Below are 25,760 nucleotides of genomic sequence, written 5' to 3'. Positions count from 1 at the left end.
CTGCCTTTCCGGGAGCCCACGCCATGCAGAAACCCGCCGTCACCGTCATGGTCAAGGCCGCCCGCCTCGCCGGCAACGTCCTGTTGCGCAACATCAACAAGCTCGAGGCACTGAACGTGGTGCAGAAGGGCCGGATGGACTACGCCAGCGAAGTGGATGCGGACGCGGAAAAGGTCATCGTCAAGGAACTCAAGCGCGCCTACCCGGATTACGGCATCTTCGGTGAAGAAGGTGGCGTGCAGGGCGAGCGCCGCCAGATGTGGGTCATCGACCCGCTGGATGGCACCAGCAACTACCTGCGCGGCGTGCCGCACTACTGCGTGTCGATCGCCCTGGTCGAGAACGGCGAGCCGACCGATGCCGTCATCTTCGATCCGCTGCGCAATGAACTGTTCACCGCCAGCCGTGGCGCCGGCGCCGTGCTGAACGACCGCCGCATCCGCGTGGCCGACCGCAAGGATCTGGAAGGCACGATGATCCACACCGGCTTCGCCCCGCGCGAACGCAGCCGCGCCAGCGCGCAGCTGAAGTCGGTCGACACCCTGCTGGTCCAGGCTGAGGACATCCGCCGCACCGGTTCGGCCGCGCTGGACCTGGCCTACGTGGCCTGCGGCCGCGCCGACGCCTATTTCGAAGCCGGCGTGAAGGCGTGGGACATCGCTGCCGGCCTGCTGCTGGTCCGCGAGGCGGGTGGCAAGGTCTGCGACTTCAAGGGCGCGACCCTGGGCCGGATGGACAACCGTGGCCCGGAGACCCACCAGATCGTTGCCGGCAACCTGAAGGTGGCCGAGTCGCTGCAGAAGGTGCTGGTGAACACCGGTTACGCCGCCGAGTTCGACGCGAAGTTCTGAGGTTCCGTGTAAAGCGGTTCATGGAGACGGCACCTGCGAAGGTGCCGTTTCCGTATCCGCGGTGATCGTGCTTGTCACTTTCTTTGCTCGTGCAAAGAAAGTAACCAAAGAAACACGCCGCCAGGGCGCGAGCCGTCGCTACGCGACGGTTCCCTGCGCTTCTCGGAAAATCAGGGGACGGCGCCGAACTCGCTGCGCTCAGACACCGGCGCCTCTTCGCCCCTGATTTCCCTGCGATGCTCGGCTCGCTCAAGGCGGACCCAAGGTCAAATGCCACAGCTGCACCCAGTAGATCCACGCCATGCGTGGATGCTGTTACTCTTGATCTTGACCTTCCAGTCCGCCTTGAGCGAGCCGAGCACCGCAGGTCCGGCGAGGGCGGAGAGGTGCGGGTGTCTGAGCGCAGCGAGTTCCCGCACCGTCCCTCGACGGGCCGAGGAGCGCAGGGCACCGATGCGCAGCATCGGCTCGCGCCCCGGCGGCGTGTTTCTTTGGTTACTTTCTTTGCACGAGCAAAGAAAGTGACACCTCCCCGCAGGCGCGGAAACGATCCGCCGGGCACGATCCGGCGTCAGCAATGCACCGCGCATACAAAAACGCCCGGCGCGAGGCCAGGCGTTCCTGCACTACCTTGAAAGCAGAAGCTTACGCCACCGTCGAAGCCCGCAGCGCGGCGATGCGCTCTTCCAGCGGCGGGTGGCTCATGAACAGCTTCTTCGCCGTCGAACCGGCAATACCGAACGCCGCGATCTGGGTCGGCAGCGTGCTCTGGCCGTGGTTGAGCTGCAGGCGCTCCAGCGCGGCGATCATCTTCTGACGACCGGCCAGCGAGGCACCACCCGCATCGGCGCGGAACTCGCGGTGGCGCGAGAACCACATCGCGATCATCGTGGCGAACAGGCCGAACACCATCTCCAGCACGAACACGATGATGTAGTAGGCGAAGCCGCGGCCGCCACCTTCGCGGTTGCCCGACAGCGCGCTGTCGATGATGCCGCCGACCACGCGGGCCAGCACGATCACGAAGGTGTTCAGCACGCCCTGCAGCAGCGCCATGGTGATCATGTCACCGTTGGCGACGTGGGCGATCTCGTGGCCCAGCACCGCTTCGGCTTCATCTTCGCTCATGTTGTGCAGCAGGCCGGTGGACACCGCCACCAGCGCATTGTTGCGGTTGGCGCCGGTGGCGAAGGCGTTGATCTCCGGGCCTTCGTACACGGCCACTTCGGGCATGCCGATGCCCGCCGCCTTGGCCTGGCGCTCGACCGTGGCCAGCAGCCAGCGCTCGGTCTGGTTGCGCGGCTCGGTGATCACCACCGCACCGGTGGAGCGCTTGGCCATCCACTTGGACAGCAGCAGCGAGATGAAGGAGCCACCGAAACCGAAGATGCCGGCCATGATCAGCAGGCCGCTCATCTTGCTGGGGTCGGTTCCCGTCAGCGACATCACGATGCTGGCGAGGATCAGGACCGCGAAATTGGTCGCCAGGAACAGGGCAATGCGGGTAAACATGGGAAAATCCGGCTCGGAAGGGGTCGATACCGGTCAATTTGCGGTGTGGTCAGCTTGAATTCAAGCGCCAACCTGACCGACGATTCAGCCTGCATGACCGCCAATGTTCCCTGCGGCCGCTTCGCGCCCTCGCCGACCGGCCTGCTCCACCCCGGATCCCTGCTCGCCGCCTTCGGCAGCTGGCTGCTCGCGCGCCATCACGGCGGCCTGTGGCGGCTGCGCATCGAAGACGTCGACCCGCCGCGCACCGTGCCCGGTGCCGCCGAGTCACAACTGCAGGCACTGACGGCGTTCGGTCTGGCCCACGATGGCCCGATCTTCTGGCAGAGCGCGCGCGGTGAGGCCTACCAGGCTGCGCTGGACGTACTGCTCGCCAGCGACCAGGCCTTTGTCTGCCACTGCAGCCGCGGCGACCTGGCCGCCAGCGGCGGCATCCACCATCACTGCGTCACCCGGCAACCGCGACCGGACCCCGCCGTCCGTTTCCGCGTGCCACCGGGCAGCATCGTGCACTTCGACGATGGCCTGCGCGGCCCGCAGCAGCAGGACGTGCATGCCGAGGTCGGCGACTTCGTGCTGCGCCGCGCCGATGGCTGCTGGGCCTACCAGCTGGCGGTGGTGGTCGATGACGCCGCGCAGGGGGTGACCGAAGTGGTGCGCGGTGCCGACCTGCTCGACTCCACGGCACGGCAGATCCTGCTGCAGCAGGCCTTGGGGCTGGCGGTACCGCGCTACTGGCACCTGCCGCTGCTGCTCGATGCCCCGGGCCACAAGCTGTCCAAGTCGCTGGCGGCGCTGCCGGTGGACAGTTCGCGCCCGCTGCCCGTGCTGCGCCAGCTATGGCAACTGCTCGGCCAGGCACCTGAAGCGCTGGAACCTGCGCACGATCTGGACACGCTGCTGGCGGCCGCTCGGAATGCCTTCGACCCAGCGCGGCTGCCACGTACCGACATCCTGCTGCCAGCCGGCGCACTTTCCGCGCCGATGTTGCAGAATCACCCTTCCCCCACCTGATACCCGGACAGCACTCCATGACATCTCGCGTCGCACTGGTCACCGGCGGAACCGGCGGCATCGGTACCGCCATCTGCCAACGCCTGGCCGACCAGGGCCACCGGGTCGCCACCAACTACCGCGACGAGGCCAAGGCCCGCGCTTGGCAGCAGGCGATGACCGAACGCGGCTACAGCGTGTCGATCTTCCCGGGCGATGTCTCCGATCCGGGCAGCGCCGAAGCGCTGGTGCGGGCGGTCGAAGCCGCGCTGGGCCCGGTCGAGATCCTGGTCAACAACGCCGGCATCACCCGCGATACCACGTTCCATCGCATGCGCGCGGACCAGTGGCACGATGTGATCAACACCAACCTCAATTCGGTGTTCAACGTCACCCGCCCGGTCATCGAGGGCATGCGCCGCCGCGGCTGGGGCCGGGTCATCCAGATCAGCTCGATCAACGGCCTGAAGGGCCAGTACGGCCAGGCCAACTACGCGGCGGCCAAGGCCGGCATGCACGGCTTCACCATCTCGCTGGCGCGCGAGAACGCCGGCTTCGGCATTACCGTCAACACCATTTCGCCCGGCTACGTCGCGACCGACATGGTGATGGCGGTGCCGGAAGAAGTGCGCGCCAAGATCGTCGCCGACATTCCCACCGGGCGCCTCGGCAAGCCGGAGGAAATCGCTTACGGCGTGTCCTTCCTGGTGGCGGAGGAAGCCTCGTGGATCACCGGCAGCAACCTGGACATCAATGGCGGCCACCATATGGGTTGGTAAGCCGCGCCGGCGGCCGCGGCGGCGCACACCCGCCGCCCCTGCCAATGGTCATGCTGCGCAGCACGCAAACCCTTGTTGCGCAACATGATCCCCTGTGAAAGCCAAGCCTGGCGGGGGCTGAGGCGGTTGCAACGGCTGCTGCACTGCGCCATGCTTCGCATCTACTGTGACGAGTGACCGCTTCAATGGCTGCGACCCGCATCATCAAGAAGTATCCGAACCGCCGTCTCTACGACACCGAGATCTCCAGCTACATCACCATCGAGGACGTGCGCCAGCTGATCCTGGACGGTGAAGACTTCGAAGTCCGTGACGCCAAGAGCGGCGACGACCTCACCCGTTCGGTCCTGCTGCAGATCATCGCCGACCAGGAACAGGACGGCGAACCGATGCTGTCCACCCAGCTGCTGAGCCAGCTGATCCGCTTCTACGGCGATTCCCTGCAGGGCTTCATGGGCAACTACCTGGAGCGCAGCATGCAGGTCTTCCTCGACCAGCAGCAGCAGTTCCGCCAGCAGATGGGCAACCTGCTGGGCCAGACCCCGTGGGCGATGATGAACCAGTTGACCGAGCGCAACCTGGAGCTGTGGCAGGAATTCCAGCGCAGCATGGGCACCGGTTTCGGTGGTCCGCGACCGGGTGGCACGGGTACCGGCACCGGTACCGGCAACAAGCCCAACGAACCCGGTACCGGCACCGGCGGCAAGACCCGCCGCTGAGCCGATGTACCGGCGGATACGAAAACGGCGCGCCCAATGGCGCGCCGCTTTGTTTTGTGCCCCGGGGGAGCATCAACGTTTAGCTTTGCACCCCGTGCATACGCGTTCGACCTTGTAGCCCTTCGCCTTCAGCTTCTCGACCACGCCGTCACCGCCCAGAAGGTGCAGCGTACCGACCACCACCAGCGTGCCACCCTGCCCAGCCTGCAGGTACGGCAGCAGCTTCGGTATCCACGCATCGTTGCGCCCGGTGTTGATGCGCTGGTAAAGCTGCGGATACTGCTGGCGCATTTCCGCGGCCATCTTCGTCCACAACACGCGCTCATCGCCTCGCCGCCAGGCATCATGCAGCTGGCGCGCCTGCTCATCGCCCTTGCCCGCCTGATCCAGCGCCTCGGACAGCATCTGTCGCTGCTCCTGCACGGTCATGCCGTCGAGCATGCCGATCTGGGTATCGATGTCTTCCAACCCAGCGGTCCTGCGGCCGGTCTTCTGCGCGCGCTCCATGAAATGACGGTCCAGGCCCAACGCCGGGTCCAGGCCCATCTTCTGCATCTGCCCGACCGAAATGCTCAGGCCGACGAACCAGGGCTTCATGCCCTGCATCTGTGCCAACGGTAGCTTGTTCTCGGATGCGAACGCCTGCAGCTTCTGCCAGGTGGCCGCGTCAAGATCGCGCTTGAGCTCGCTGCCATCGGTGCGCACTGCAGCCTGCACCATGCGGCTGGCCAGCTGCGGCGACTGCATGTCTTCCGGCGACAGTTCGAACACGACCCGCTGCGAGGCCTCGAAGGCCTGCTCGACATCGGGCGACAGCGGGTAGTCCTGCGGTTTCAACAGATGGAATGATCCAAGCAGGTATACGCGTGAATCACCCGGGCCGGTCACCTTCCACAGCAGCGGCACCGGCGGCTTGGCCGCCGCCGTGGCAGCGGCGTCGGTGGCCGGTGCATTGCGCGCCGGTGCCAGCGGTGCGATTGCAAACGCTGCCATCAGCAGCGTTGCACGGAACAGTCCCTTCAACGGCATCTCAGCCCTCTCCTTCAGACAGGTGGTAGGCCTTCTCGCCCGCTTCCATGCGCAGGTCCAGCCGGTTTTCCGGCGGCGCCAGCGGGCACGTGGCATAGGCGGTGAATGCACACGGCGGGTTGTAGGCATGATTGAAATCGATGCGTAGCGTGCCGTCGGCTGCCGGCGCATCGGTATCCAGGTAGCGCCCGGCCGGATAACTGCCGCGGCCACTGGTGCGGTCGGCAAAGATCAGGAACAGCGGCTGCCCGGTGGCTCCGATCGCCTCCAGCCGCCATGTGCGGCCGTCGCGTTCGAATTCGACCGCACCCGCATTGGGCATCTCGGTGGTCAGGCCGGTGATGTCGACAATGGGCAGGGTCTTGCCCGCCGGATGCGGGATGAAACGTGCCTGCACCTGCCAGTCCGGGCCACCCGGCCAGTACTCCAACCCGGCGAAATCACGGCGCGCCGGCGCATCGGCATGCTTGACCCGCAGCGCATCGCGCGGCCCGCGCCGGATGATGCTGAGCTGGCCCTTGCCACCGTCGAAGGCCAACAGGGTTGGCTGCGGATCCTTGTCGGTGTCGATGCGGATACGGCCGCGCACCGGCTGGCCATCATGGCTGACATCCACACCGGCTTCGGGCGTGAACCACCACTGGCTGCCCTCGCGACGCAGCAGGCCCAGCTTGTCCGGGCCGACCGTCAGGCGGATGCCATTGGTGGCACCACTGCCGACGAAGTGCGATTTGTTCTGCAGCCAGTGCAGGCCGACCAAGGCCGTCCAGCCATCGGGCCGGGTCAGGTCCTGGTAGCGGGCCACCCGCCATTGCTGCTGCGCGGCCGCATAGGCCGGATCTTCGGTAACCTTCGGCGCCGGCGGTGTTGCCGGACTGCACGCGGCCAACAGCAAGGCGGCCAGCAGGCCGCCCATTCCCCGATAACGCATCGATGCTCCCCTCAACGTCCGCGCAGGAACCAGCGGTCGATCTCCGCCAGCGAAAAACGGGCCCAGGTCGGCCGGCCGTGGTTGCACTGGCCAGACCGTTCGGTGATTTCCATGTCGCGCAGCAGCGCGTTCATTTCCGGCACGGTCAGGCGCCGGTTGGCACGCACCGCACCGTGACAGGCCATGGTCGACAGCAGTTCGTCACGCGCGCTGGCCACGCGGCGGCTTTGGCCGTGCTCGCGCAGGTCGGTCAGCACATCGCGCAGCAGCCCCTCCGGTTCGGCATGCGCCAACAGCGCTGGAATACTGCGCACGTGCAGCGATCCGGGACCGGCACGGGTCACCTCGAAGCCGAGCGCCGCCAACGTTTCGGCTTCACTTTCGGCGGTGTCGGCTTCGCGCTCGCCCACGGCGAGTGTGATCGGCACCAGCAGCGGCTGCGACTGCAGGCCGATACCGTCGTGCGCGTTCTTCAGGCGCTCGTAGCCGATGCGCTCGTGCGCGGCATGCATGTCGACCACGATCAGGCCTTCTGCGTTCTCGGCCAGGATGTAGATGCCGTGCAGCTGCGCGATCGCGTAGCCCAGCGGCGGTACGCCGGCGTCGGCACTGGTCACCGGCAGTCCGTTCTCGGTCGGCATCGGCGGCAGCGCAGCACCGCGTTCGGCACCGGCCGGCGCGGCATACAGCGCGGCATAGGCCGCCGGTGCATCGGCCACCTGCAGTCCAAGGGGCTGCTGCGGGCGCCAGCCGGAAAAACCACCACCACCGCCACCCGAGCCGGCACCGGGCGCAGGTCCACGCGCCAGCCCGAAACCCGATGCGCCCGCGCTCGATGCCATCGGTGCAGCAGCGGCGTCCACCGGATGCACCGGACCCGCACCGATCTCCTGCGCCGACATGCCGGCGCGGGTATCAGCCAGCGCGTCCTTCAGCGTGCGGTAGACGAAATCGTGCACCAGCCGCGAATCACGGAAGCGAACCTCGTGCTTGGCCGGGTGCACGTTGACGTCAACGCGGGTCGGGTCGAGCTCGAGGAACAGCACATAGGCTGGCTGGCGGCCGTGGTACAGCACATCGCCGTAAGCCATCTTCACCGCATGGGCGACGCTGCGGTCGCGCACCGAGCGGCCGTTGACGTACAGGTACTGCTGGTCGGCGCTGGCGCGCGAATAATGCGGCTGCGCGATCCAGCCGTGCAGGCGCAGGCCGGCACCACTGTGGTCAACGCGCACGGCCTGGTTGGCGAAATCCTCGCCCAGCGTTTCGGCCAGGCGCGCATCGGAATACAGATCGCCCGGCTTATAGCGGCGCGAGGCCTTGCCGTTGTGCGACACGCGCAGCTCGACATCCGGTCGCGCAAGCGCCAGCGAACGCAACCACTCTTCGATATGGCCCAGTTCGGTACGCTCGGCGCGCAGGAACTTGCGCCGCGCCGGTACGTTGTAGAACAGCTCGCGCACTTCCACCGTGGTGCCCGGTGCATGCGCACGGGGCGTCACTTCGCCGATCTTGCCGCCTTCGATCTGCAGTGCCGAACCGTGTTCGTCATGCGCGCGACGCGAGGACAGGGTAAAGCGGCTGACCGAGGCGATCGACGGCAGCGCTTCGCCACGGAACCCGAGCGTGGCCACCGATTCGAGGTCGTCCAGATCGGCGATCTTGCTGGTGGCGTGGCGCGAGACCGCCAGCGGCAGCTGTTCCGGCGCGATGCCACTGCCATTGTCGCGGATGCGGATCAGGCGGACACCACCCTCTTCAAGATCGATATCAACGCGGCTGGCACCGGCATCGATCGCGTTCTCGACCAGCTCCTTGACCACCGACGCAGGACGTTCGACCACTTCGCCGGCGGCGATCTGGTTGATCAGGATTTCCGGCAACGGCCGGATCGGGCGCGGTCCGGGCGCGCTCATGGGAGAGGATGGGCAGCAGACTTCATGGGTTGATGATAGCGGAGCCGCCCCGTGTAGAGTCGACTGTCAGTCGACTGCCCTCCGCCGGGCGCCGAAAACCCCGCGTTGCGCGCGTAGTCGACTGACAGTCGACGCTACAGAAAGCAGTAACCTGCCTTCGGCGGGTTATTTGCTGCCGCCGGCCATGGTCCCGGCAGCGTCGATCTCGGCCTGGGCACGGGCTGCGTACAGCGTGCCCGGCGGTGGCTGGCGGCTGAAGAAGGTGTGCACGCCGTCGAGCACGGCACCGGCGATCTTGCGCTGGTAGGCCGGGTCGATCAGGCGGCGCTCTTCGTCCGGGTTGGAGATGAACGCGGTTTCCACCAGCATCGCCGGCATGTCCGAGGTGCGCAGCACGGCGAAGTTCGCACGTTCGATGTTCGGCTTGTGGTTGTTGCCGATCCGCTTCAGGCCGCCCAGCACGTGGCCGGCGGCATCTTCAGACGCCTTCATGTAACCGCTCTGGGCGAGGTCCAGCAGCACGTTGGCAAGCGTGCCTTCGGTCTGCTGCAGGCGCACGCCACCCACCAGGTCGGCCGCGTTTTCCTTGTCCGCCAGCCAGCGGGCGCGCTGCGAAGAGGCGCCCTTGGTCGACAGCACGTATACCGACGAACCAGTGGCCGAACGGTTTTCGGCCGCGTCGGCATGGATCGAAATGAAGATGTCGGCCTTGTTTGCACGTGCCTTCTGCGCACGCATCGGCAGCGGGATGAACACGTCGCTGTCGCGGGTCAGATAGGCCTTCAGGCCCGGCGTCGCATTGACCTGGCGGGCCAGCTCACGCGCCACCGCCAGGGTGACATCCTTTTCGCGTTTGCCGGTCGGGCCGATCGCGCCCGGATCCTGGCCGCCATGGCCCGGATCGATGGCGACCACCAGATGACGCATGCCGGCCTGCATGCGGATGCGCGAGGCATCGCTGGGCATGGCCGGGCGCGGCGGTTCCACCGGCGTCGGCGCCGGTGCAGGCACGGTAGCCGGCGGCGTGGTCACCACGGCGGCGGTGCGCTGGCCGGCCAGGATCGCGGCCGGCGAGGAAGAAGGTGAGCTGCTGGCCACGGTACCGGCCGCCGCAACCTGGGCCGGCGCGGTGGACGGCGCCGGGGTCGGCGTGGCCGGTGTGGCGGCAGTGGCACTGGCCTGCTGCCGCACCTGCGCGGTCAGCAGTGCGGTCGCACGTGCGGCATCGGAACGCGACTGTGCGCTTTCAGCCGGGGTCGGCCCGGGCGTCGCCACCGGTGCCTGCGGCTGCACCGCCGGTGTCGCTGCCGGACGGCTGGCGGCCACGGCCGGGCCATCGCCCGGCCATTCGATCACCAGCTTGGATTCATTGCCCTCCCGCTGCATCTGCGGGCGGAACGGCGCCACCGATTCAGCGAGATCGAAAACGACACGGAAGGTGCCCGGCACCGGCTGTCCGGTACGCACCGCCGTAACCACGCCCTGCGCAGCCGGCATCTTCAGGTTGCGTATGGCGCTGGAGTCAGGGAAGTCGACCACCAGACGGTTCGGACCGGCCAGAGAAAGCGTCTTGTAGCCGCCACTGCCGACCAGCGAGATCTCGGCACGGGTGCCGGTGGCGCCGGTATTCAGCAGGACCTGGCGGACTTCACCGGCCCACGCACTGACGCTCGCCAGACCCAGTCCGACGGCGGCACAGATAGCGATGAGACGGTTCCCCGGGCGCATGGCTCAGGATTCAATCACCGCGCTGAACGGAATGCAACACCTTTTTCCTTAATAATCCGTAACCTGCCGGTCTTTGTTCTCGTCAGCCGACAGAAATGGCCTGCAAGTCGCCCCCTTGGGGAAGCCGCTTCAGCCACTCATGTCCGACGTCGCTGGCTCCGGTGAGACGGACGCGGCGCCCCTGCCCCTCGATCTCCAACGCCACCACCAGGTCGGTCGGCGGCAGCGCGCCAGCGCCGCGTTCCGGCCATTCCACCAGCCACAACACCGCGCTGCCCTCGTCCAGGCCCAGGAAATCGAGTTCGCCGGCCTGGCCGATCCGGTACAGGTCCAGGTGCCAGGCCTCGCCACCGGTGGCCAGCGGATAGCGCTCGACCAGGGTGTAGGTCGGGCTGCGGATCGCGCCCTGCACGCCCAGCGCGCGCAGCAGTGCGCGTGCGGTGGTGGATTTGCCGGCGCCCAGGTCGCCGCGCAGTTCGATCAGCGCCTGCGGCGGTCGGGTCGCCGCCAGCCACTGCCCGAGCAGTTCGGTGGCATCGCTGTCGGCAAGGAAGAATTCAGTCATGAAGAGCGTTCCGGGTTGGCCAGTTGCCGCAGCGGCACCAGCAGATCAGTGGGAAGCATGCCGCGCGCGCCGTCGGCGGCCGCAGCGTCGCCGGCGAGCGCGTGCAGCAGTGCGCCAGCGGCGGCAGCGTCGAAGGCGGCCAGGCCCTGCGCGCGCAGGCTGGCAATGATGCCGGTGAGCAGGTCGCCCATGCCCCCCACGGCCATGCCGGGGTTGCCTGCAGCAATCAGCCGTGGCACCTGCCCGGGCGCCGTCACGATGCTGCCCGCGCCCTTCAGCACCACCACGGCGTGGAAGCGTTCGGCCAACGCCCGCGCACAGCGGTAGCGATCAGCCTGGATGTCAGCGGTACTGCAGCCGAGCAGGCGCGCGGCCTCGCCCGGATGTGGCGTAAGGATCGCCTCCGGCAGCGCGCGCGGATCCTGCGCCAGCAGATTCAGCGCATCGGCATCAACCACCAGCGGTTTGTCGCTGTCCAGCACCTGCGCAAACATTGCGCGTGCCCATTCGTCCTGGCCCAGGCCGGGGCCGATCGCCACCACCCTGGCCTTGTCCAGCAGCGCCGGCAGCACATCGCCATCTTCAAGCGCATGGGTCATCGCCTCGGGAAGCCGAGCCAGCAACGGGCCGACGTGATCGCGCCGGGTGGCCAGGCTCAACAGTCCCGCGCCGGCACGCAGTGCCGCTTCGGCCGCCATCGCGATGGCCCCACCGCTGCCATGGTTGCCGCCGACGCACAGCACGTGGCCGGATTCACCCTTGTGGGTATTGGCGCGGCGCGATGGCAACAGGGCCCGCAACCGCACCTGCGTCCAGTGCTCCGCAGCGGGTACCACGCCCTGCCAGGCCGCGGCAGGCAACTGCAGGGGCGCCAGGACCTTCTGCCCGCAATGATCCAGCGCATCGCCGGAATACAGCCCGCGATGCGCCACGATGAACTGCAGGGTCAGTGCAGCGCGCACTGCTACGCCCGGCACCGCCCCACGGTCGGCATCGACGCCACTGGGAACATCCAGCGCCAGCACCGGCGCAGTCTGCGCGTTGAGCGCGGCAATCAGTGCCTGCGCCGCACCCTCCGGCGCGCGGTCAAAACCAAGGCCGAACAACGCATCCACCCAGATATCGGCCTCGGGCAGCGCGCCGTCGAAATCGGTGATGGTGCCGCCGTCGGACGTGAATTCCGATGCTGCACGCTGTGCCAGCGACGTCGCCGGTGGCTTGCCCGGCAAGGCGATCACCGTCACCGCGCGCCCGGCCTTCCGTGCATGGCGGGCCAGCACCAGGCCGTCGCCACCGTTGTTGCCTGCTCCGACCACCACGCCGATCCGCTGCGCCTCCGGCCAATGCTGCAACAGGCACTGCCAGGCGGCCTGGCCGGCCTGCGCCATCAGGCCCCAACCACCCTCGGCGGCCAGCGCCGAGGCCTGCGCATCAAGCGCACGCGCGGCAGCGGAATCGAAAAGATCGGCAAGGTTGGCCATGCAGGGATTTTATACTGGTGCACATGTCCCCCGCCCCCGTCCCTGTCGATCCGGCCCAGGCCGTGCAGCGCATCCGCGAAATGGCGCGTGCGCATGGCTTCCAGCGCTGCGGTATCGCCGGCATCGAGCTGGGCGAGGACGAGGCGCACCTGGCCGACTGGCTGGGCCAGGGCCTGTACGGCACGATGGACTGGATGGCGCGCCACGGCACCCTGCGTGCGCGCCCGGCCGAGCTGCTGCCCGGCACCGTACGGGTGATCTCGGTGGGCATGGACTACAGCCACAAGGACGACACCGAAGCCTGGGCAACCCTGGCCGACCCGGGCCGCGCCTACGTGGCCCGTTACGCCTTGGGCCGCGACTACCACAAGCTGATGCGCAACCGCCTGCAGAAGCTGGCCACGCAGATCAACGATGAAGTGGCACCGCTGGGCTACCGCGTGTTCGTCGATTCGGCGCCGGTGCTGGAACGCGCACTGGCGCGCAATGCCGGCCTGGGCTGGATCGGCAAGCACACCTGCCTGATCGATCGCCATGGCGGCTCCTGGTTCTTCATCGGCGAGATCTACATCGATATCCCGCTGCCGATCGATGCACCGGCCACGGCACACTGCGGCACCTGCACGCGCTGCATCGATGTCTGCCCGACCCAGGCCATCACCGGCCCGCAGCGGCTGGACGCGCGGCGCTGTATTTCCTACCTGACCATCGAGCACGACGGTGCCATCCCCGAAGACATGCGGCCGTTGATCGGCAACCGCATCTACGGCTGTGACGACTGCCAGCTGGTCTGCCCCTGGAACAAGTTCGCCAAGCGTACCGACGAAGCCGATTTCCGCGCGCGCAACAACCTCGACACTGCCCGTCTGGACCAGCTGTTTGCCTGGGACGAAGCCGAATTCCAGCGCCGTACCGAAGGCAGCCCGATCCGGCGCAGCGGCCATGAACGCTGGCTGCGCAACATCGCCGTGGCACTGGGCAATGCACCGTCCTCGGCCGAAGCGTTGGCCGCGTTGCAGACCCGCGTCGATGATCCCTCGCCGCTGGTGCGTGAACACGTGCAGTGGGCGCTGGGCCAGCACACGGTGCGCTGACGTGCGATCCTGAGCCCCCGTTCCGCCCGCAGCACGCCGTTCCCATGCAGCCACGCAACAACGACATCCTCACCCCCAGCCAGCTCAACACCCTGGCCCGCGACCTGCTGGAAGGCAGCTTCCCGGCGATCTGGGTCGAGGCCGAACTGGGCAGCGTGGCGCGTCCCGCCTCCGGGCATCTGTATTTGACCCTGAAGGATGCGCGTGCGCAGCTGCGCGCGGCAATGTTCCGGATGAAGGCGCAGTACCTGAAGTTCGTGCCGCGCGAAGGCATGCGCGTGCTGGTGCGCGGCAAGGTGACGCTGTACGACGCCCGTGGCGAGTACCAGATGGTGCTGGACCACATGGAGGAAGCCGGCGAAGGCGCGCTGCGCCGCGCGTTCGAAGAGCTGAAGGCACGCCTGGAGGCCGAAGGCCTGTTCGACCCGGCACGCAAACGGCCGCTGCCGGCGCACGTGCAGCGCCTGGCGGTGATCACCTCGCCCACCGGCGCCGCCGTGCGCGACGTGCTGAGCGTGCTCGGCCGCCGCTTCCCGCTGTTGGAGGTCGACCTGCTGCCGACCCTGGTGCAGGGCAGCAGCGCCGCGGCGCAGATCACCCGGCTGCTGCAGGCCGCCGATGCCAGTGGCCGCTACGACGTGATCCTGCTGACCCGTGGCGGCGGTTCACTGGAAGACCTGTGGGCGTTCAATGACGAAGCCCTGGCCCGTGCGATCGCCGCCAGCCGCACGCCGGTGGTATCGGCGGTGGGCCATGAAACCGACTTCAGCCTCAGCGATTTTGCCGCCGACCTGCGCGCACCAACGCCGTCGGTGGCAGCCGAGCTGCTGGTACCGGACCAGCGCGAACTGGCCCTGCGCCTGCGCCGCACGGCCGCGCGCATGGTGCAGCTGCAACGGCATGCGATGCAGCAGGCGATGCAGCGTGCCGACCGCGCCCTGCTGCGCCTGAACGCACAGAGCCCGCAGGCGCGGCTGGACCTATTGCGCCGCCGCCAGCTCGATCTGGGCCGGCGCCTGCATGCGGTCTTCAACCAGCAGCAGGAGCGCCGTGCCGCACGCCTGCGCCATGCGGCCGCGGTACTGCGCGGGCACCATCCGCAACGCCAGCTCGACGCGATGCAGCGCCGCCTCGCCGCCCTGCGCGGGCGGCCGCAGGCAGCGATGCAGCGCCTGCAGGAGCGCGATGCACTGCGACTGCGCGGACTGGCGCGTTCATTGGAAGCGGTGAGCCCGTTGGCCACCGTGGCCCGTGGCTACAGCATCCTGACCCGCACTGACGATGGCACGCTGGTACGGAAGGTCAACCAGGTGCAGCCCGGTGACGCGCTGCAGGCCCGCGTTGGCGACGGCGTGATCGACGTGCAGGTCAAGTAGAGGGGTGTTCGGCAGGGCTGCGCCCTGCACCTGCAGAGGCTTCAAGCAACGGCCGAAGCAACAGCCAAAGCGGCTCTGGATTGCTGATGGTTTGGCGGGGCGGTGTGGCTGTGCAGGACACGCCGTAAACCCATCCCTGGGGGCTCGATGGCGCCATCCATGGCGCCAACGGTCCTGCACAGCCACATCGCCCCACCCTCGACAGTTTCCCGATGACGGTCGGTAGATCCACGCCATGCGTGGATGAATCTCTGTCAGATATCGAATCAATTCGGGGTCAGATCCGTTTTCCGTAGGAAAACGGATCTGACCCCACGCCATTCCGACAGATCGCGAGAATCTGTCGAAGGCGGGGTGGGTCCGGTTGCGGGGGCGTGAGCCGCATGGATGCGGCGACCGAGCTTACATGGACGTACTTGCAGCGGCCCCCGCAACCGGACCCACCCCGCCATCCCACGGAATGCACGCTGTTGCTGTTGCTTCGGCAGGTGCAGGGCTGCAAGCCCTGCCGACCAACCCCCTACTTTGCCTGCTCGCAGAACTTCTGCCGGTACTCGAGCGCCTTCGGCATCAGCGCCTGCAGGTTCTGGATGCGGGTGCCCGGGTTCGGGTGGGTGGAGGCAAACTCCGGCGGTGCCTGGCCGCCACTCGCCTGGCCCATGCGCTGCCACAGCGGCACCGCCTCGCGGGGATCGAAGCACGCCGCTGCGGCCAGCATCAGCCCCACTTCATCCGCCTGTGTCTCGTGGCTGCGCGCATACGGCAGCAGGTAGCCATAGCCCATCGCCGACATCATCATCTGTTGCTGCTGCGCATCCATGCCGCTGGCGGCGCCGGCCACCTGGCCGATCTGGGTCAGCTTCTGCTGGGCCATGCGCTGTGCACCATGGCGCAGCAGCGCATGGGCGATCTCATGCCCCATCACCACCGCCATCGCATCGCGGGTGCGTGCTACCGGCACCAGCCCGGTATAGACCGCCATCTTGCCGCCCGGCAGGCAGAACGCATTGGCCTGGTCGGACGGGATCACATTCACTTCCCACTGGAAATCCCGCGCGAAATGCGCCGGCTGCACGCCGTGCTCCTGGGCCAGCGCGGTCTCCACCACATCGACCTTGGCAATCAGGCGCTGGGCGATGTCACGCACATCGCGCGCGATCGGTGCATTGGGGTCCATCGGCCGTTCCTGCGACAGGATCTGCTGGTAGGCCTGCAGCCCCAGCGCGGTTTCCTGGCGCGCGTCCAGGCTGCTGTCGATCATCACCTTCTCGCCGGTGTACGGATCGACCGTGCGGTTGGAGAACCAGTAAAACAGCGCATAGCCGGCGGCCAGCAGCAGCACCCACCAGCGGATGTTGCCGAACAGGCCACGCCGCTGCGGGCCTTGCGACGAGCGGGAGAAGGGATCGTTGCGCATCGGGGGACTTCCTGCTGGCCCCGCCGGCTGGCGGGCACGGCGCAATCTTAGTGCGCCGCTGCCCGCAGCGGGTGAAGCCGGGTGCCGCTCAGATGCCGCGCACCAGGCGGAAGCCGATGCGGGCATTGGTGGTATCCGAATCCTGGGACTGCCGCCAGGCCGCGCGGGTCTGCTCGGGGGCATTGGCCCAGTTGCCACCGCGGATCACCCGCGACCGGCAGCCCGGGTTGAACCAGGCGACGCCATCGGACGGTGCGCGGCGGTAGCTGGCATGCCAGCAGTCGGCCACCCATTCGCTGAGGTTGCCGCCCATATCGTGCAGACCAAAGGCATTGGCCTGGAAGCTGGCCACCGGCGCCGGCCCCCACCAGCCATCGCCGTACCCGATAAACGCGTTGTGCCAGTGCCGTCCCGAAGGCGAAACGTCCTTGCTGCCGGTGAAGTTGCCGCTGCCTGGCGGCGGCACGCCGGCATCGCCCCACGGATAGCGGCCACTGCTGCCAGCGCGCAGCGCGTACTCGAACTCGGCTTCGCTGGGCAGCCGGTAGCTGCGGCCAGTCTGCTCGGACAGCCACGCCGCATAATTCTCGGCATCACGCACACTGACGTGCATCACCGGCGAGTTGCCCAGCGCGCGACCGCCGTCGTAGTCGGAACGCCAGTCCACGCCGCTGCGGCGGATGAAATTGCCGCTGCGTTCGTCGTAGACCACCGAATGGCCACGCCGGGTCGCGCGTGGACGCGCATTGGAGGCCTTCACGTAGCGCTCGAAATCGCTGACGGTGATCTCGGTAATCGCCATGGCAAAGCCGCGATCGAAGCGCACGTAGTGCGACGGACGCTCGGCATCACTCGAGCCCGGCTCGGCATCGCCTGCACCCATCTGGAAGCCACCGTGGGGCACCACCACCATCTGCGGTCCGCGCCCCCCATCGCGCATCGCATCACTGAACACCTGTCCCGGCCGGAAGCTCCCGTAATGGGTGGCCAGGTCGATGCGCTCGCGAAGCTGTCCCACCACTGCATCACCCGGCAGAGCGATGCGAAGCGCCTCGGCCAGCTTCTCGCGCGCCGGCTTCAGGCCTTGTGGCGTGGCAAGGTCACGCAGTCCGTCATCACGCAGCTGCAGCAGCGTAGCGGCGCGGATCTGCTCGATGCGTTCGAAGGCATCGGCGATCGTCGGTGACGAATCGCGCACTTTGCTGGCTTCGGCCAGCCAGGTACCCGCACTGGCAAAATCGCGCGCCCGAGCAGCCTGTTCGGCACGGCGGATCAACCCGCTCTCGGCTGCGGCCAGGCCCTGCCGTGCGCGGCTGTTGTCTTCATCCAGCGCCAGCGCTTCACGGAAGTTGCCGATGGCACCGTCGCCATCCTCACCGATACGGTCCGAGCGCAGGTCCTCCTCGCCAGCACGGTTGTAGGCCACCACCCGTTGCGCCAGCTCCACCCGCGCCTGCAGCGCACGCACCTGCTCGTCCTTCGGCGACAGGGTCAGCAACACCAGTGCCTGGCGGCTGGCCTCGGCCAGCGCCTCGCGCTGCTTCAGCGGCCGCACCAGCAGGGCATCGGCCAGCTGCTGCAGTCGCTGGCGGGCACGCTGCAGGCCCAGCCGGGCCTGGCGGTCATCCGGGTCTTCTTCCTGCACCGCCAGCCACAGCGGAATGGCGGCATCCGCATCTTCATAGAGCCGGCCTTCAGCGAACGCCTGCTCGGCGGCGCGCCGCAACTGGGCCAGGCTGCGGCCCTGGCGGTCCACCCGTGGCGGCGTCCACTGCTGTACGTCCTCGGCGGCATCTTCACCGGCGATGGTCACGCTGCCCTGCCCGGCCTGCGAACTGGCATTGGCGCCGGTGTCGGCGCCCTCGGCCGCGCGCGCCTCTTCGCTGGCGGCCCGTTCCGCCGGCGCGGACGGCGACGGCGTGCAGCCGGCCAGGGCCACGGCCAGGGCGGTGCACAGCACGGGCGACAACGGAAAACGCAAGCAGAGCCTCCTTCGGCACAGACGCGGACCGACGTTAGGCTATTCTCCCCTGCCTGAGCAAACCCGAGTAGTAGGCCCTGACCCGTGGCAACCTGGATCACCACCCCCGCCGAGCTGGATGCGTACTTCCAGCAGCGCCCGACCCGCATCGGCCTGGACACCGAATTCATCCGTGAACGCACCTTCTGGCCGCAGCTGGCCCTGGTGCAGATGGCGGTCGGGCAGGACATCCTGCTCATCGACCCGCTGATTCCCGGCATGACCGAGGCGCTCGCGCATTGGCTGGCCGATGAATCCATCACCAAGGTAATGCACAGCGCCAGCGAAGACCTGGTTGCCTTCAAGTGGGCCTGCGGCGTGCTGCCGCGACCGCTGTTCGACACCCAGATCGGGGCGTCGCTGGCCGGCATCGGCGGCGGCATGGGCTACCAGAAGCTGGTGGCGGAGATCACCGGCGTGGCGCTGGCCAAGGGCGAGACCCGCTCGGACTGGATGCGCCGCCCGCTGTCCGAGTCGCAGCTGCAGTACGCCGCCGACGATGTCGAGCACCTGTTCGCACTGCACGACGCCATTGATGCCAGGCTGCAGGCGCTGGGCCGCCAGCAGTGGTTGCACGACGATGGCGAGCGCCTGCTGGCCAGCGTCGCCAACGATGAAGACCGCTGGCCGCACCTGGCGATGCGCTCGGCACAGTTCCTTGATGCCGCCGCGCAGCACCGCCTGTTGCGCCTGCTGCGCTGGCGTGATGTGCAGGCACGCAGCAGCGACCGCCCGCGAAGCTGGATCCTGGACAACGAACTGGCCGCCACTCTGGCGCGCACGCCTCCGGCCGACGAGGCAGCGCTGGGCAAGCTGTTCGAGCAGTTCCCAAAGGCACCGCGCAAGCTGGCCAGCGCCGTGTGGCAGGCGCTGTCCACGCCGCTGGCCGACGAAGCCGACGCGCCGCTGGCGCTGCCGGCCAACGACAGCAACAAGCAGGCGCTGAAGAAGCTGCAGGATGCCGTGGCCGAGCGCAGCCGCGAACTGGGACTGCCAGATGGCATCCTTGCCTCGCGCAAGCACCTGGAAAGCTATCTGGAACGTCGCCAATGGCCCGCCGCACTGGCCGGCTGGCGCCAGCAGGAACTGGAGTCGCGCCTGCAGGCGCTGCTGCCGGCGAACTAGCAACCCGCATCGACCGCCTCACGGGGCGGCCCTGCCAATGCTCGACAAGGACATTGCTGCATGCCTGCATGGCCCTCTTCCGGCATATTGCGATGGACGATCGTCACGCTGCTGGCCGGCGACACTCCTGCATGGATCGCAGCGGCCAGCTCAACGCCTACGCGGCGCTGACGGGGAGGCTGGACCTGGCCCGTTCGGTTCACTACCTCGCGCTTTCGGCACGCCTGATCGAACAGGCCCCCGCTGCCAGCGAGCAGGACAAGCTCGAACCCTGGCTGCATCCGCACGCCCTGATGCACGGCTATTTCCCGGAATCGAGGCGTAGAGACAGGGCCAGGGCACACTCGCCTACCGGCCCGAGCTGCTGCTTGCCTTTCCGCTGCACAGGGACGATCCCAACGCGAACGCCTGTTCCGGGTGACGGGATTCACCTTCAAGCCTCCTGCTGAATGCCACCGACACGGCAGCCGCACGTCCTGCTTGCCGCCGCTAACGACCGCGCTTCTAATGTCCAGCCTCGCACTCGCTGGATTGCAGCAATGACAAACGGATTTGCAAAAGACGGGCTTTCCCCCGAAGACCTTGCCTGGCGCGTGCAGGCGCGCACTGCGCTGCAGGAACGGCGCTATGCCGAACTGGATGCGTTGCTTGCTCCACATGAGCTGGCCTGGCTGCAGGGAGAGAATGCGCTGCCCGGCATCCGCTGGCGGCTGCGCAACCTGCACGACGCCACGCTGACGCTGGAAGCCCGCCTGCAACAGGCCCAGCAGTGGGCCTCGGCCGCCCCCGGCAGCTACTACGCCTGGCTTTGCCTGGGCGTCTGCTGGCAGGACGCTGCCGGCGAACTGCGCAGCGCCGATGTTGCAGCACTGGTCGAAGACAGCCAGTGGCTGGCGGCGCAGCTGGCCCGCGACCATGCCGTGCACGCCTACCTGCAGGCGATGCCGCTGTCGCCACGACCTGCGTTGGCGCTGGATGGCATCAAGCGCATCACCAGCTACCTGCGCGAACCGAACTGGCTGCGTGCGCTGCAGGCCGGGGAACCCGCCGCATCCGATGACGCCACGCTGGCCGAGCACTACCCTCAAGCCTGGCCAAAGGCATTGCAGCTGCTGTCGCGCTTCGGCACGCCGTTGCAGACGCTGCCGGATACGCTGCCCCCGTTGCTGCGCGAGCGCAGCCAGGACGATTTCGACGCACCACTGGCGTACTGGATGCGCCTGGTACTGGAGCAGCGCCCGGACGATCTGGCCACGCTGGAAGACACCCTGTACTTCCTGTACCCGCGCTGGGGCGGCAGCCGTGAGGCGATGGAGAACTTCATCGAGGGTAGCTGGTGCCGTGGCCTGGAACTGGCGCAGAGCAACGCGCTGCGGTGGCACAAGGCGCAGGACTGGATGGGCGATCTGCCCCACCGTGAGGATGCCGAGGCCGTGGCCGCGCACGAGCGCGCCTACACGCAGATCCTCGACTGGCACCTGGACCGCCACCTGCGCGCGCAGGTGCTGGCCCAGCGCGCCGGGCTGCGCTACCGTCTTGGCCGCGTTGAAGACAGCGAAGGCGTCGTGCAGTGGGATCCGGACCACATGCAGGCGGTGCTTGAAGATCTGCAGCAGGCATGGACATTGGACCGCGATGTGGTCCTGCATGAGGGGCTCAGCAACCTCGAGGCCTGCACCTGGTTCGCCCATGTCGACGGTGCCGAAGCACTGTTCGCACAGGTGGTGGACTATGCCGCGCGCGAAGGCGATTCGGCGATCGGCCTGCTCTGGGCCACCACCGCCATCGAGCATGGCCTGCTCGGCCAGGCCAGCGACCCGACACGCGCCAGTGTCCTGCTGCAGCGCGCGTTGAAGCTTGCGCAGCAGGACGACACCTCGGCAGTGACGTTCGCCGCCAATCTGTTCTGTGATGTTTCGCAAGCCGCAGGCCTGTCGCTGCTGCAGCGCATGGCGGACGATGGCGACGCCGGCGCGATGTCGGCGCTGTGCGACCTGTACAAGGGCCGCCTCGGTGGCCGCGACCAACCGCAGTTCGCCGATGCGGAAAAGGCCGCCTACTGGCAGGAGCGTGCGGTGGAAGGCGGCGACCTGATCGCCACCTACAACCTGGCCGTACGCCTCGTCGCCGCAGGCGGCGCGGAGAATGAAGCGCGTGCGCGCGAGCTGTACCTGCGCTGCCTGGATGAGGCCGAGGCCGGCGAGCGCGTGTGGGGCCCAACCTGCCGCAACCTGGCCTGCCTGGCATTCGATGGCCGGAACGACGCGCACAAGCGCGAAGCGGTCGAACGCGCCTTGATTCCGCTGTGGTGGCGCGGCGACGACGACGACAAGCTGTGGGCTGCCGGCTATCTGGCCGACATCTACCACTTCGGTAACGGCGTCCCGGCCAATGCATTCCTCGCCCTGACCTGGCTGCAGCGTGCCAGCGAGATCGATCCGGAGTATGTGGACGTGGTACGCATGGCACCGCTGATCAACGGCGAAGGCCGCTGGTTCGGTGCCAGCCGCGCACGTAAGCAGCAGGAACAGGACCGGCAGCAGGTGGACAGCGCCACCTGGGCCCTGACCTTCGGCCAGCGCAGCCAGGACAGCAACCTCACTGCAGTCTGAAGCAACGAAAAGGGCGGCCCGGATCACCGGGCCGCCCTTTGCATTCCAACAGTGCGATGGCGGGATGCCCCGCCATCGCGACAGCGCATTACCAGTTCATGTTCAGCGAGACACCGACGGTACGTGGTTCGTTGTAGACCGCGGCCATGTAGTTCTCGATCACACCCTTGAGGTTCTTCTCGTTGGTGATGTTGCGCGCGAACAGCGCCACTTCGTAGGCACCGTAGTTGCCCGAGTAGCCGATCTTCAGGCCACCCTCGAAGTCGCCCTTGGAGTTGAACTCCTTGCTGTCGTACAGCACGAAGCTGGTGTAACCCTGCTTGTTCCAGTCGGTGGACACGAACATGGTGCCCGCGTCGCTGACCGGGAAGTCGTAGCGGGCGGCCAGGTTGACGTTGTACTTCGGCGCGTTCGGCAGCGGGTTGCCGTCGATCTGGGCGAAGGTGTTGGCACCGACCTTGATGGTCGGGTCATTCACCGTGCACACCACCTGGCCGTTGAGGCCGCAGACCTGCGCGTACACGCGCTTGTCCTTGATCTCGCTGTGCAGCAGGCTCAGGCCGGCGCTCAGGGTCAGGTTCGGGATCGGGCGCAGCTCCATATCGGCTTCGAAACCGTAGGCCTTGGCCTTGTCGGCATTGAACAGCACGCCATTGCCGTCCGAATCGTTGCCGTTGAGCTGGATGTCGTTGACGGTGTAGGTGAACGCGGTGGCGTTCAGGCGCAGGCGGTTGTCCCACAGGCTGCTCTTCACGCCCGCTTCCCAGGACAGGATGGTCTCGGAATCGGCGGTGGTGAAATCGGCGTTGAACACCGCCGAACGCCCCTGGATGGTCGGGCCGCGGAAGCCACGCGCGACCTTGGCGTAGACGCTCACGTCCGGCGTGATCTGATACATCGCGCTCAGATCCCAGCTCGGGGTGGTGTCGGACATCCTGACGTCGGTGCGGCCCTTGTAGGTGACCACGCCGGCGGCAGTGTCAGCGGTCTTCAGCAGGCGGGTGTGCTTCTCGTCCTTGGTCTGGCGCAGGCCGGCGGTAACGGTGAACTTGTCGGTGAAGGCGTAGCTGATCTGGCCGAAACCGGCCCACGAGGTGTTCTTGTTGCGCAGGCGCACCCAGTTGTTCGGGTTGCGGGCCGCGCCCTGCAGGAACCACGCGCGCTGGTAGAAGTCGGTGGTGTCGCTGCCGTTGAAGTAGAACGCACCGGCCTGCCACTGCAGGGCGCTGTCATCATGGCTGGCCAGGCGGAATTCCTGGGTCCACTGGTCCAGGTCACGGATGCGGCCCATCGACTGGCCGTAGCCGTTCGGCACGCCGTTGATCGGGAAGTTCACCGCGGCGCCGCCGTCGGTGTCGCCGCGGCTGTAGCCGGAGGTGGTTTCGTAGGCGGTGATCGAGGTGAAGTCGATCGCGCCGAAGTCATAACGCGCCTTCACCGAACCGCCGTAGGTCTTGTAGGCCTGCGGGTTGTTGTCGGCTTCGTCGTAGGCGACCTTGTCGCGCGGCACGTCGGTCTTGTTCGAGCCCTTGGTCAGCGCACCGCGCAGGAACAGGGTCGAGGTGCCCTCGTAATCACGGGCGTGGGCCGAGGCCAGGATCGAGAACTGGTCGCTCGGGGTCAGCAGCAGCTGCGCGCGTACGTTGCGGTCATCGAAGCCGCCCATGGCGTTCTTCTTCGGGCTGACCGTGCCGTCGGCGCTCGGGCCCTTGTAGGTGTTGTCGACGTAGTCGTCGCGGTGCTGGTACAGGGCCGACACGCGGAACGAGGCGATGTCGTTGATCGGGCCGCCGAAGCCGCCGTCGATCGACACGCTGTTATAGGTCGCATAGCTGGCACTGACGCGGCCGGTGTAATCCTGGGTCGGCTTCAGGGTGTCGAACTTGACGATGCCGGCGGTGGTGTTGCGGCCGAACAGCGAACCCTGCGGGCCGCGCAGCACTTCCACCTGGTCGACGTCATAGACCGGGTTGGACTTCAGCACCACGTGCTCCAGCACCACGTCGTCCTGGATGATCGACACCGGCTGCGAGGCACCCAGGTAGAAGTCGATGTTGCCCAGGCCACGGATGTAGAAGCGCGGGAAGATGCGGCCGGTGGTGGTTTCCGCATACAGGCTCGGCACGCGGCCGGACAGCGCCAGCAGGGTGTCGTCGCCGCCGGCGGTGAAGTCGCGCATGCGCTCGCCCTGCACCACACCGACCGAGACCGGCACTTCCTGCAGGTTCTGCTCGCGGTGTTCGGCGGTCACGGTGATCGTGTCCAGCCCGGTGGGGGTCGGCGCGCTGTCCTGCGCGGCGGCACCGAAGCTGCCGACCAGGGCCAGGCCGGCACAGGCCAAGGCCAGCGGGTGGCGGCGGAAGGAAACAAGGGAAGACGACAGACCCGACAGGCGGCGGGAATCGGTATGGGAGGGCATGCAATGCTCTGAGGAGGCGTCCGTGCGGCCTGCGCGGGCCGGGCGGCAAAAAGGGGGGAAACTGCGCAAGCGGCCATTATCCCCCAAATTGTTACGATTTCGTTGCGCGGCGCCCAAACCCGGCGAAACAAGCGGTTTCGGCACAGTCACCCGCTGATGTGCCTCGCGTCTCGACATGAAATTCCTTTGATCGGCTTGGCAAGCGGCAGGCGCTTGGCTAGACTGAAGCCCTGCCGTGGGGCCATAGCTCAGCTGGGAGAGCGCGTCGTTCGCAATGACGAGGTCAGGAGTTCGATCCTCCTTGGCTCCACCACTATTCAGAAGAACCCGTAGATCTCCGTGATCTGCGGGTTTTTTCTTTTCAGCGCCGGCAACTCAGGCCGGCTCCTGGTCGCCGTCCTTGCGCCGCGGGCCGCGTGAGTGCGCATCGCGCACCTGTTGATCGCGCTGCCCCGGCCGCTGCTTGGCCACATCGTCCTGCTTCCTGTCCTGGCGGCTTTCCTGGACGCCCTGCTTCGGGTCCTGATCCTTGTCTCGCTCGTTCATCGAAAACTCCCTCGTCGGCGGCAGGCCAACGCTGTGCACCACGCTAGAGGCTGGCGGGTAATCCACAGGTCAGGCCTGCGCCAACGCCATGTGCAGGCACTGGCTTGCCGCCGCAGTCCCCGCGCAGCCAGAATCCGAGGGCCAACGCCCACCGGTACGCCATGCCCTCTTCTGCCCAGCGCGCAGCACACGCCGTGCCGATGATCATTGATGCGACCGACGGCAGCATCCAGCTCGGCAATCTGCCGACTCTGATCGGCCCCACCCTGTCACGGGATGAGGCACGTGTCGCCTTTGCCATGCGGATGCGAGGAGAGCGCGACGTCGGCACCGGCTACGTCTGGCTCAGACTGCACCGGCTCAGCCTGGGCGGCGCGCCCGCTGGCATCAGCCTGTGCTTCCACGGGCAACAGCTCGACATGGTGACGATGGGCGTCGATCTACCCGGTGCAACGTTGGAAGACGGCTGGCCGACCCAGGCCGCGATCGATGCCGAAGTCACCTTCATGCGCCGCACGCTGGGTGCGGCGCTGGGGCGCAAACTGGCCGGCGGGCACGCCCGCTTCGACTGGGGCGAAGCCTGGGCCCGTTTCGATCCGAAGGGCTTCATGGCCAGCAGCGGTATCCGCTACCGGCCACGTCGGTGA

Annotated in this window: 20 protein-coding genes and 1 tRNA gene; 10 read left to right on the top strand and 11 right to left on the bottom strand. The window is 67.4% G+C overall.

Going from position 1 to position 25,760, the window contains the following annotated elements:
- The first annotated feature begins 23 nt into the window (after nt 1-23).
- A complete protein-coding gene (locus AC5P6X_RS09210; protein WP_005410386.1) occupies nt 24-851 on the top strand; it encodes an inositol monophosphatase family protein in 828 nt (275 codons plus the stop codon).
- Between the two features lie 645 nt (nt 852-1,496).
- Here AC5P6X_RS09210 and htpX read toward each other — a convergent pair.
- On the bottom strand, nt 1,497-2,363 hold the full coding sequence (gene htpX, locus AC5P6X_RS09205) for a protease HtpX (protein ID WP_019336842.1): 867 nt from the start codon (nt 2,361-2,363) through the stop codon (nt 1,497-1,499).
- A gap of 93 nt (nt 2,364-2,456) precedes the next feature.
- Here htpX and gluQRS point away from each other — a divergent pair, with 93 nt between their 5' ends.
- The 3 genes from gluQRS (at nt 2,457) to phaR (ending at nt 4,854) form a co-directional block, all read left to right on the top strand.
- Nucleotides 2,457-3,377 carry a tRNA glutamyl-Q(34) synthetase GluQRS gene (gene gluQRS, locus AC5P6X_RS09200; RefSeq protein WP_108270386.1) on the top strand — a complete coding sequence of 307 codons (921 nt, stop codon included), beginning with the start codon at nt 2,457-2,459 and terminating at the stop codon, nt 3,375-3,377.
- A gap of 17 nt (nt 3,378-3,394) precedes the next feature.
- Complete coding sequence (gene phbB, locus AC5P6X_RS09195) at nt 3,395-4,135, top strand: acetoacetyl-CoA reductase (RefSeq protein WP_108270387.1); 741 nt, start codon at nt 3,395-3,397, stop codon at nt 4,133-4,135.
- Nucleotides 4,136-4,320: 185 nt separating this feature from the next.
- Nucleotides 4,321-4,854 carry a polyhydroxyalkanoate synthesis repressor PhaR gene (gene phaR / locus AC5P6X_RS09190; RefSeq protein WP_049451648.1) on the top strand — a complete coding sequence of 178 codons (534 nt, stop codon included), beginning with the start codon at nt 4,321-4,323 and terminating at the stop codon, nt 4,852-4,854.
- 72 nt (nt 4,855-4,926) lie between these two features.
- Here the strand turns inward: phaR and AC5P6X_RS09185 are convergent, their stop codons facing one another.
- From AC5P6X_RS09185 to AC5P6X_RS09160, 6 genes are all read right to left on the bottom strand, one after another.
- Complete coding sequence (locus AC5P6X_RS09185; RefSeq protein ID WP_108270388.1) at nt 4,927-5,883, bottom strand: TraB/GumN family protein; 957 nt, start codon at nt 5,881-5,883, stop codon at nt 4,927-4,929.
- A gap of 1 nt (nt 5,884) precedes the next feature.
- The gene (locus AC5P6X_RS09180) at nt 5,885-6,814 is read right to left on the bottom strand and encodes a DUF1684 domain-containing protein (RefSeq protein WP_005410393.1); all 930 of its coding nucleotides are present in this window, start codon (nt 6,812-6,814) and stop codon (nt 5,885-5,887) included.
- 11 nt (nt 6,815-6,825) lie between these two features.
- A complete protein-coding gene (mutL, locus tag AC5P6X_RS09175) occupies nt 6,826-8,730 on the bottom strand; it encodes a DNA mismatch repair endonuclease MutL (RefSeq protein ID WP_024958297.1) in 1,905 nt (634 codons plus the stop codon).
- A gap of 165 nt (nt 8,731-8,895) precedes the next feature.
- A complete protein-coding gene (locus AC5P6X_RS09170; protein ID WP_099606064.1) occupies nt 8,896-10,458 on the bottom strand; it encodes an N-acetylmuramoyl-L-alanine amidase in 1,563 nt (520 codons plus the stop codon).
- Between the two features lie 82 nt (nt 10,459-10,540).
- Complete coding sequence (gene tsaE, locus AC5P6X_RS09165; RefSeq protein WP_088435934.1) at nt 10,541-11,023, bottom strand: tRNA (adenosine(37)-N6)-threonylcarbamoyltransferase complex ATPase subunit type 1 TsaE; 483 nt, start codon at nt 11,021-11,023, stop codon at nt 10,541-10,543.
- Nucleotides 11,020-12,504 (bottom strand): NAD(P)H-hydrate dehydratase, encoded by a 1,485-nt coding sequence (locus AC5P6X_RS09160; RefSeq protein WP_108270390.1) that lies wholly within the window; start codon nt 12,502-12,504, stop codon nt 11,020-11,022. Before AC5P6X_RS09160 ends, tsaE begins: the two co-directional genes overlap by 4 nt.
- A gap of 23 nt (nt 12,505-12,527) precedes the next feature.
- On the opposite strand from AC5P6X_RS09160, the gene queG reads away from it, so the two are divergent.
- Nucleotides 12,528-13,598 (top strand): tRNA epoxyqueuosine(34) reductase QueG, encoded by a 1,071-nt coding sequence (gene queG / locus AC5P6X_RS09155; protein ID WP_108270391.1) that lies wholly within the window; start codon nt 12,528-12,530, stop codon nt 13,596-13,598.
- Nucleotides 13,599-13,642: 44 nt separating this feature from the next.
- Nucleotides 13,643-14,974, top strand: coding sequence for an exodeoxyribonuclease VII large subunit (gene xseA / locus AC5P6X_RS09150; protein ID WP_108270392.1), 1,332 nt, complete (start codon nt 13,643-13,645; stop codon nt 14,972-14,974).
- A gap of 520 nt (nt 14,975-15,494) precedes the next feature.
- On the opposite strand, the gene AC5P6X_RS09145 is transcribed toward xseA, so the two are convergent.
- Both AC5P6X_RS09145 and AC5P6X_RS09140 read right to left on the bottom strand, forming a co-directional pair.
- Nucleotides 15,495-16,391, bottom strand: coding sequence for a M48 family metallopeptidase (locus tag AC5P6X_RS09145; protein WP_005414033.1), 897 nt, complete (start codon nt 16,389-16,391; stop codon nt 15,495-15,497).
- 88 nt (nt 16,392-16,479) lie between these two features.
- Entirely contained in the window at nt 16,480-18,372 is a 1,893-nt protein-coding gene (locus tag AC5P6X_RS09140) for a formylglycine-generating enzyme family protein (RefSeq protein ID WP_005414034.1), read from the bottom strand.
- Nucleotides 18,373-18,456: 84 nt separating this feature from the next.
- On the opposite strand from AC5P6X_RS09140, the gene rnd reads away from it, so the two are divergent.
- Both rnd and AC5P6X_RS09130 read left to right on the top strand, forming a co-directional pair.
- Nucleotides 18,457-19,536 (top strand): ribonuclease D, encoded by a 1,080-nt coding sequence (gene rnd, locus AC5P6X_RS09135; protein WP_049448376.1) that lies wholly within the window; start codon nt 18,457-18,459, stop codon nt 19,534-19,536.
- 539 nt (nt 19,537-20,075) lie between these two features.
- A complete protein-coding gene (locus AC5P6X_RS09130; protein ID WP_108270747.1) occupies nt 20,076-22,148 on the top strand; it encodes a DUF4034 domain-containing protein in 2,073 nt (690 codons plus the stop codon).
- An 88-nt stretch (nt 22,149-22,236) separates the two neighbouring features.
- Here AC5P6X_RS09130 and AC5P6X_RS09125 read toward each other — a convergent pair whose 3' ends face one another.
- Nucleotides 22,237-24,567, bottom strand: a complete 2,331-nt coding sequence (locus AC5P6X_RS09125) for a TonB-dependent receptor (RefSeq protein WP_108270748.1) — start codon at nt 24,565-24,567, stop codon at nt 22,237-22,239.
- A gap of 237 nt (nt 24,568-24,804) precedes the next feature.
- On the opposite strand from AC5P6X_RS09125, the gene AC5P6X_RS09120 reads away from it, so the two are divergent.
- Nucleotides 24,805-24,880, top strand: a tRNA-Ala gene (locus AC5P6X_RS09120).
- Nucleotides 24,881-24,942: 62 nt separating this feature from the next.
- Here AC5P6X_RS09120 and AC5P6X_RS09115 read toward each other — a convergent pair.
- Entirely contained in the window at nt 24,943-25,113 is a 171-nt protein-coding gene (locus AC5P6X_RS09115; RefSeq protein ID WP_169448320.1) for a hypothetical protein, read from the bottom strand.
- 161 nt (nt 25,114-25,274) lie between these two features.
- On the opposite strand from AC5P6X_RS09115, the gene AC5P6X_RS09110 reads away from it, so the two are divergent.
- The gene (locus AC5P6X_RS09110; protein ID WP_495215427.1) at nt 25,275-25,760 is read left to right on the top strand and encodes a hypothetical protein; all 486 of its coding nucleotides are present in this window, start codon (nt 25,275-25,277) and stop codon (nt 25,758-25,760) included.

It is taken from the genome of Stenotrophomonas sp. YJH_SMC_40, from assembly GCF_059368615.1.
This window is presented reverse-complemented; position numbering and strand designations above follow the sequence as displayed.